This is a genomic window from Bacillus mycoides, assembly GCF_001757995.1.
In the GTDB taxonomy this organism is placed as follows: domain Bacteria; phylum Bacillota; class Bacilli; order Bacillales; family Bacillaceae_G; genus Bacillus_A; species Bacillus_A mycoides_B.
In genome coordinates, this window is the sequence record NZ_LXLV01000007.1 from 1 (window position 1) to 7,007 (window position 7,007).

Genomic DNA, 7,007 nt, shown 5'->3' on the forward strand with positions numbered 1-7,007 from the left:
CTTCATCAGTTTGGTGATGATGGCAGAGAGGTCACACCCGTTCCCATACCGAACACGGAAGTTAAGCTCTCTAGCGCCGATGGTAGTTGGGACCTTGTCCCTGTGAGAGTAGGACGTCGCCAAGCAAGCTTAAGACGAGTCAGAATGACTCGTCTTTTTTGTGTTTAATGAAATAAGCTTGTTATCTATGGTTCAAGAAACCTATGGATAACAAGCTTATTTGTTTAACAGTAAGTTTATTTACATAAAATTGTTATTCATTATCGCTTCACTTTGTTTTTTACATCGATAAGCTCAAAACGTTCGCAAACGAGCATCATATCTTCAGAAAAACTAAGTCCAAGCTCGTTTAGTTCCCCTGTAAAGAACTGAATATGGGTGTCTCTCCAGTAACTATAGGTACGATCGCCTTCACCTTCAGCGATAGCGAATTCTTCAGTTACTTCATTCATTGGTGTTACAGTTACTTCTATTGTTTTAATGATAGCTACAGGTTCATCTTGACTATTGAGTACAATACTATAATCATTGGTTGTTGGTAGCGGTTCGTTTTCTAATTCATAAAAAATATGGCCGGAGCATGTTGCGGTTTTCACACCATCAATGACTAGTTTAGCGAGGTAATCAGGAGAATCACCAAATTGCCAAGCTGTAACAGATTTCGGTTTTTCATTGTTTCCCCAATAAGTATCCCAATATGTTTGCGCTAATGGATTCATTTGTATATTTACCTCACTTTAGTTAAAGTTCATTTTCTTTATAAGCCCTGGGCAATTTGCTTATTTGTAATAGTTTTGTAGTCATTTGAAATTTGTATTGTTGTATTACGGATTAATAAAGGTAATACGCTGACTGAATAGGGTTTGTAAACACGTTCTGTCCATTTATGGCCATCATTCCCGTAGACGCCCATAGTAATAGACGGGATGTTTAATTTGTGGATTATTTTGTATGGTAGTGGATATAGTTGTTATGTAGTCTATTTGTGATTTGGGCTGCAATAAAATTAGGGTTAATGCCAGACAATGTATCGCCTACGTGTACTTCTCTTCCGTAAATATAGAAAAAAGGAAGAAGTTTGCTAGCAGTACCTGTATAAATGTGGCGCTGAGTATCACCATCATATAAAGGTGTTATAAAAGCATTATTAATAGCCAAACGATACTGAATTTTTTTTCTTGCTTTAGTTTTTCGAATTCGGTTAAGGCAGAGATAATCCCACGATGTTCTCCTTCTTCATCGCCATTGAATAAGAGTAGTAGATTTCCTTTGAGTAAATGCATATGTTCTGAGAAGTATAGTATATTGGCTAGATGAATGGCAGCACCGCTTTTCATATCAAGAGAACCACGGCCGAACAACCACTCTCCAGATTTTGCGTCGGCTTGAATATTTGTATCACTTTTGTAGGTTTGAAAATATTGTTCTAGTGTTTCAGGAGAGAAAGCATGTTCTTTTAACGATCCGAAATCTTCAATGCTGACTGTATCTAGGTGTGAATGATAAATGATAGTAGAGGGGGGAGGCGTTTTTTTCTTTTAAAAATGCAAATACATTTTTTCTACCTATTGTATCATGAGGTACATATTGAATCCATACGTGTTCAGAGTGCTTTTTAAAATACTATATAGTTCATCTATAATACTGACCTTGCCACTGGTGCCGTTAATACTATTAAAATGAAACTAAATGCTTTGTAAGTAATTAGATTTCCTTTTCTAATGGTAAAGCTTGCAGTTGTTTGTATATAGAGATAGGATGAAACTTCCTTAAATCTTATAATGGGGAGTCTTTCATAGAGAAGATAAGTGCAAGTGAAATATAGTACGATTACTTTAATACAAGGAAGTAGTGGTTTGGAACGTTTGTTCTGTAGTGGTGTAATGGGCATACTCAATCAATTGAGTTGTTTATTTTTAATCCAGTATATGTGTTTAAAGAAGAAAGGCTATTACTAGGTTCGGATTTCAAATATAGCTTTTAACGTTACATATTTTAATGAAGTGTTGATTTTTAGTAAAGAATATTCTGGTTATTGATATTGATCTATTATCCACTATGCCATATTGAAGTGAGTAATACTAGAGGTGAAATAGATAAAAAACCGATATTCCTTGAATATCGGTTTAATAATATGTGACTTATATGAAGCTATAGCAACACGAAAAGTGTAAATAAGATGGCTAACAAAATACGATAATATGCAAAAGGTTTTAAACCTATCTTTTCTAAAAGCTTTAGAAATGTTACTACTGCTAGCATTGCTACTATAAAAGAGGTAATGAATCCTACAGCAAACATAGGAATGTCATCTGCACTTAAATACTTCCAACTTTTTAATAAGTCTAACCCTGTAGCTCCGACCATTACAGGAAGAGCAATGAGAAAAGAGAACTCAGATGCAGTCTTATAATTTACTTTCGCTAATAGCCCTCCAGAAATAGTAGAGCCAGCTCTAGAGAAGCCAGGATATACTGCTAAGCATTGAAATAATCCAATTGTTAATGCTTGACGATATGTTAAATCATCTAGTGAAAAGGCGGTTGCCTCTGCTTTTTTTGCTTCTGCAAAAAGCATAAGAATTGCTCCTGCTACAAGTCCAATTACGACAGTATACGGCTGAAATAAGTATGTTTTAATAACATCATGTAATAGTAAACCAGCAACTACTGCCGGAAATACGCCAAGAAATACATGAAATGCGTTGAATTTTTTCTCTTTCCGTAGAAGAGGTTTAATATTACATAAAGAAACAAGCCGTTTATGATATAAAATAGCAATAGCTAAAATCGCTCCTAACTGTATGACAATTTCAAACGTTTTTGCTCTTTCTCCTTCAAAACCTAATAAATGTCCGACTAATATAAGATGGCCAGTAGAAGAGATAGGTAAAAATTCAGCTAATCCTTCTACAATACCGAGTATGAAGGCAATAATAGTATCGCTCATAGTTTCACTCCTATAAATTAATGAATATCTACTCTTTTAAAATAGAATAGTGTTGGAATAAATCCGAAAATAGCTGTTGATGCAATGATGATATAAGAATACTCTGGTGGATAAGTCGGTTGTAATTCGTTATTTGCTATATCTAGGGTAGCGGTCCATGGGAATAGGTCTTTATGTTTTGAATTTACGATCATAAGGTTAGTCATTGTAATAATGATTGTTAATATAATAGGTGGTACATAGGTTTTCATGACAAGAGTTAGTAGTACAATGGGTGAAGATAAAAGAAAGAGAAGTCCACCACATATTAGAAATTTCACAAGAGAGCATAAAAGTAAGGCAGTGCTAAATCCAGGGAAGCTACCTATTAACCCTAATAATAAAGTTAGCGCCCAAGCGACTAAAGTTAGCATCATGATCCAAAGGAATAGAAGGATAAACTTACTTATAATAAAGCTAATACGTGATACTGGGATAGTTAGCAAATTTTTTAATGTATCTTCCGTGTATTCGCGGGTAAATAGATAAGCGATTACAACTCCATATAAGGGGAATCCTATAATTAAAGTAGTGTATAGGTTAACTTCAGTGAACAGTTGATCAAATAAAATAGTTGGAGTAGGCTGCTTTGTCTTCATGTGTATATAAGAAGCTACAACCACTAAAAATGGCGCGACACCTGCTCCGATAATACTAATCAAAAACATATTGGATCTTTTCAATTTTAATAGTTCTGTATAAAGCAGATTAACCAATTGTGCCACCCCCAACTAGTTTGGTGAAATAATCTTCTAGTCTATCTTCGCTCATCACAATTTTTAATACTTCAATATCGTTACGAACAAACGTTCTATTAATGTGTCCTTGCTGTCCGAAGTGAGAATAAACGCGAATATTTCCTTCATCATGTACCTCATAATCAAAAATTTGAAAATGATTTTCTAATAGCATCGCAGCTTTATTATCATTATTTACTTGGAATTCTATGTACTTACGATTGGCTTTACGCAGTGTATCAAGAGAAACTTCTTCTAATAACCTTCCTTCATGAATAATTCCCATACGATCAACTAGTTGTTCCACCTCAGCTAATATATGACTAGAAATGAGTATCGTTATATTTCTGTCTTGAGCTAAAGATTTAATGAGTTTTCGCATTTCTTTAATACCGATTGGATCTAGTCCGTTAGTTGGTTCATCTAGTATGAGTAGTTCAGGATAATGGAGAAGAGCACGTGCAATTCCTAAGCGTTGCTTCATTCCTAAAGAGTATTTTCCAACTAGTTTTTTTGTTTCGTGCTGCAAGCCTACAATTTCTAATGCTTCTTCAATTGCATTCCTTTTGTGAACTCCAATTATCTTTGCATTAATTAATAAGTTCTCTCTTGCAGTTAAGTTTTCATAAAATCCTGGGACTTCAACGATAGAACCAATTCTTCTTAAAATGTCTTTTGGATTCCGAAGTAAATCCTCACCGAATATTTCTATATTTCCACTTGTAGGTTTTATAAGACTAAGCAGCATACGGATTGTAGTTGTTTTACCAGCACCGTTACGCCCTATGAATCCATAAATCTCTCCTTGCTGTACATTTATATTTAGATTATCTACTGACTTTTGGGTCCCATAAACTTTAGTGAGATTTGTCGTTTTTATAATTGTATTTATAAGGGGCACCTACTTTCTATAAGTTCTTAATTACATAATAAAAAGGAAGGTTTAACTGCATATTAATCATTTCTTAACTATTTCTTAAAAATAGTGTGTTTTGGGACGGAAAAACCAAAAGTAGTTCGTTCCCGAGGAATACTGTCAACCCATATACGCCCACCATTTTTTTCAACGAGGGCTTTAGAAATAGAAAGTCCGAGGCCACTACCACCGTAAGAAGGATTTCTTGATTGTTCACTGCGGTACATCCGCTTAAATACGTTTTGTAAATCATGTTTTGGAATACCGGGTCCCTTGTCCCAAATAAGAAGCTCATATTCTGTATTGGTTTCTAGTAGTTCGACTCCTACTATTTTCCCAGCTTTTCCGTGATGGATAGCGTTTTTTATTAGATTACCTATAATTCGTATAAGGCTAAGGTGATCTGCAATAATAGGAGAAGTAGATTCTGGTATGAGAACATGTAGTTCAATGTTATGTTTTGATAGCTCGGGTAAAAATTCGATTAATACTTCTCTAGTAACTTCAGAAAAATCGAGTTCTTCTTCTTTTAATGGAAATTCATCAGCATCTAGCTTGGCCATATTAAAGATTTCATCGACTAGATGTTTTAAGTCATTCGATTTCTTATAAAGTATTTCAAGATATTCTTGCTTTTCTACTTCAGAAGCAGCGACATCATCTTTTAAAGCATCAATATATCCAATAATAGAAGTGAGTGGTGTTCGGATATCATGTGAGATATTGGATAAAAGTTGTTTTCTAGCTTCTTGGGATTTCCTCGCTTCGATCTGACCCTGTTCTAATTCAGCTATTAATTCGTTTATTGAAAACACAATGTTATGTAATGAGCGGTCATTGTTTGTGAATAACCTCGTTTGTAAATTTCCTTTACGTGCACGACTTAATTTAGTGGCCATTGATTTGCAACTTTGAATAAATTGTATTCTTGAAAAGAAAAGATATATTGTAATTAAGATAAGAGTAATAAATAAAGGTATTTTTATTTTTGGGCCCATGTGTATATTTAAAAGCCCACAAATGATAAGTTGTAATGAAATAAGGAAGAGGATCTTATCATTCTTCAACTTTTTCACCTACAAACTTATAACCAATTCCCCATACAGTTTGAATGAATTTTGGGTTGGAAGGATCGATTTCTATTTTCTTTCTAAGTTTTCTAATATGTACCATAACGGTATTGTCATCTTCTATATAATTATCGTCCCACACATTTCGGAAGAGCTGTGTTTTTGTAAATACTTGCCCTGGTTTTGAAGTAAAGAATTTTAATAGTGCAAGTTCTTTTCCAGTTAAGTTGATTTCCTTTTCGTTCGTATGAACTATGTATTTATTTAAATCGATAGTTAGTCCTTTAAAAGTTAAAGTTGTTTTCTCTTGTACATTAGTGTTACTTCCAAGAACTAAAAAACGTCGCATAAGAGCTTTTACTCGTGCAACCACTTCGTGAATACTGAAAGGTTTCGTAATATAATCATCAGCACCTATGCTTAAGCCCAAAATTTTATCAACTTCGTGATCTTTAGCAGTTAGCATTAATATAGGAATGTTGGTTGTATATCTAAGTTTTCTACACACTTCGATACCATCTACTTTCGGCATCATAAGATCTAATATAACGAGGTTGTAGTTATTTTGGTTAAATAAGCACAACGCTTCTTCGCCATTAATTGCAGTATCTACCATATATAATTCTCGTTCTAAATATTTTTTTAATAAATCTCGGATTTCTTTATCGTCGTCAGCTATAAGAATACGTATATCTTTCATATCGTCACCTGCTTCTAATAGAATGTTATTAATAGTACAATTTGATAAACAAAGGGGAGTAGGGAGCGGTAATAAAAAATAAAGCAACTTTCTAATTATATACTATTAATTGTTAAAATAAGGTTGCTAGTTTAGCTGAAAAGAATGTTCGGTAAGATGGGGGAGCGAGTCCATTGTAATAGAGAAGTGTCTAAATTGAATAGTATGTAGAAGAATAGATTAGTAAAGAAAAGTAGACGATGGTTTCTATTTTAATGAAATCTTTATAGGTCCTTATCTAGAGCTAAAAGAGTACGAAGGTATTAAATTAAATATCTTTATAAAAAGGTGTTGACGATTATCCTATAGAGGTGTAATATAGAACAAGTCGCCGGTAGCAACAACGCAGAAAGCGACAAACGAAATAAAAAAACTTAGTTGACATTACAAATTGGAAATGTTAACATAAGGGAGTCGCAAATGAGCGACGAAGTAGTTCTTTGAAAACTGAACGAAACAAACAACGTGAACGTCAATTTTTATTTTTAGATGCTAGACAAACTAACTTTATTGGAGAGTTTGATCCTGGCTCAGGATGAACGCTGGCGGCGTGCCTA

At 34.0% G+C, this 7,007-nt stretch carries 7 protein-coding genes and 1 rRNA gene; 1 reads left to right on the top strand and 7 read right to left on the bottom strand.

Annotation, left to right across the window (positions count from 1 at the left end):
* Positions 1-9: 9 nt before the first annotated feature.
* Positions 10-125 (top strand): 5S ribosomal RNA (gene rrf / locus BWGOE10_RS01425).
* A gap of 135 nt (positions 126-260) precedes the next feature.
* On the opposite strand, the gene BWGOE10_RS01430 is transcribed toward rrf, so the two are convergent.
* The 7 genes from BWGOE10_RS01430 to BWGOE10_RS01460 all read right to left on the bottom strand — a co-directional run bounded on the left by BWGOE10_RS01430 (position 261) and on the right by BWGOE10_RS01460 (position 6,411).
* Positions 261-719: an ASCH domain-containing protein gene (locus tag BWGOE10_RS01430; RefSeq protein WP_070140628.1), complete on the bottom strand. Its 459-nt coding sequence runs from the start codon at positions 717-719 to the stop codon at positions 261-263.
* Between the two features lie 414 nt (positions 720-1,133).
* Entirely contained in the window at positions 1,134-1,361 is a 228-nt protein-coding gene (locus tag BWGOE10_RS33885; RefSeq protein WP_410254626.1) for a M20/M25/M40 family metallo-hydrolase, read from the bottom strand.
* 790 nt (positions 1,362-2,151) lie between these two features.
* The gene (gene uppP, locus BWGOE10_RS01440) at positions 2,152-2,949 is read right to left on the bottom strand and encodes an undecaprenyl-diphosphate phosphatase UppP (protein WP_070140629.1); all 798 of its coding nucleotides are present in this window, start codon (positions 2,947-2,949) and stop codon (positions 2,152-2,154) included.
* 17 nt (positions 2,950-2,966) lie between these two features.
* Complete coding sequence (locus BWGOE10_RS01445) at positions 2,967-3,704, bottom strand: ABC transporter permease (RefSeq protein ID WP_070140630.1); 738 nt, start codon at positions 3,702-3,704, stop codon at positions 2,967-2,969.
* Positions 3,697-4,626: an ABC transporter ATP-binding protein gene (locus BWGOE10_RS01450; RefSeq protein WP_070140631.1), complete on the bottom strand. Its 930-nt coding sequence runs from the start codon at positions 4,624-4,626 to the stop codon at positions 3,697-3,699. Before BWGOE10_RS01450 ends, BWGOE10_RS01445 begins: the two co-directional genes overlap by 8 nt.
* A 68-nt stretch (positions 4,627-4,694) precedes the next feature.
* Positions 4,695-5,708 carry a sensor histidine kinase gene (locus BWGOE10_RS01455; protein WP_070140632.1) on the bottom strand — a complete coding sequence of 338 codons (1,014 nt, stop codon included), beginning with the start codon at positions 5,706-5,708 and terminating at the stop codon, positions 4,695-4,697.
* On the bottom strand, positions 5,698-6,411 hold the full coding sequence (locus BWGOE10_RS01460; RefSeq protein WP_070140633.1) for a response regulator transcription factor: 714 nt from the start codon (positions 6,409-6,411) through the stop codon (positions 5,698-5,700). Before BWGOE10_RS01460 ends, BWGOE10_RS01455 begins: the two co-directional genes overlap by 11 nt.
* Between the last annotated feature and the right edge of the window lie 596 nt (positions 6,412-7,007).

Excerpts from the sequence above, each read along its gene's own strand:
- uppP (WP_070140629.1), bottom strand. The coding sequence starts at position 2,949 with ATGAGCGATACTATTATTGCCTTCATACTCGGTATTGTAGAAGGATTA.
- BWGOE10_RS01460 (WP_070140633.1), bottom strand. The coding sequence starts at position 6,411 with ATGAAAGATATACGTATTCTTATAGCTGACGACGATAAAGAAATCCGA.
- BWGOE10_RS01430 (WP_070140628.1), bottom strand. The coding sequence starts at position 719 with ATGAATCCATTAGCGCAAACATATTGGGATACTTATTGGGGAAACAAT.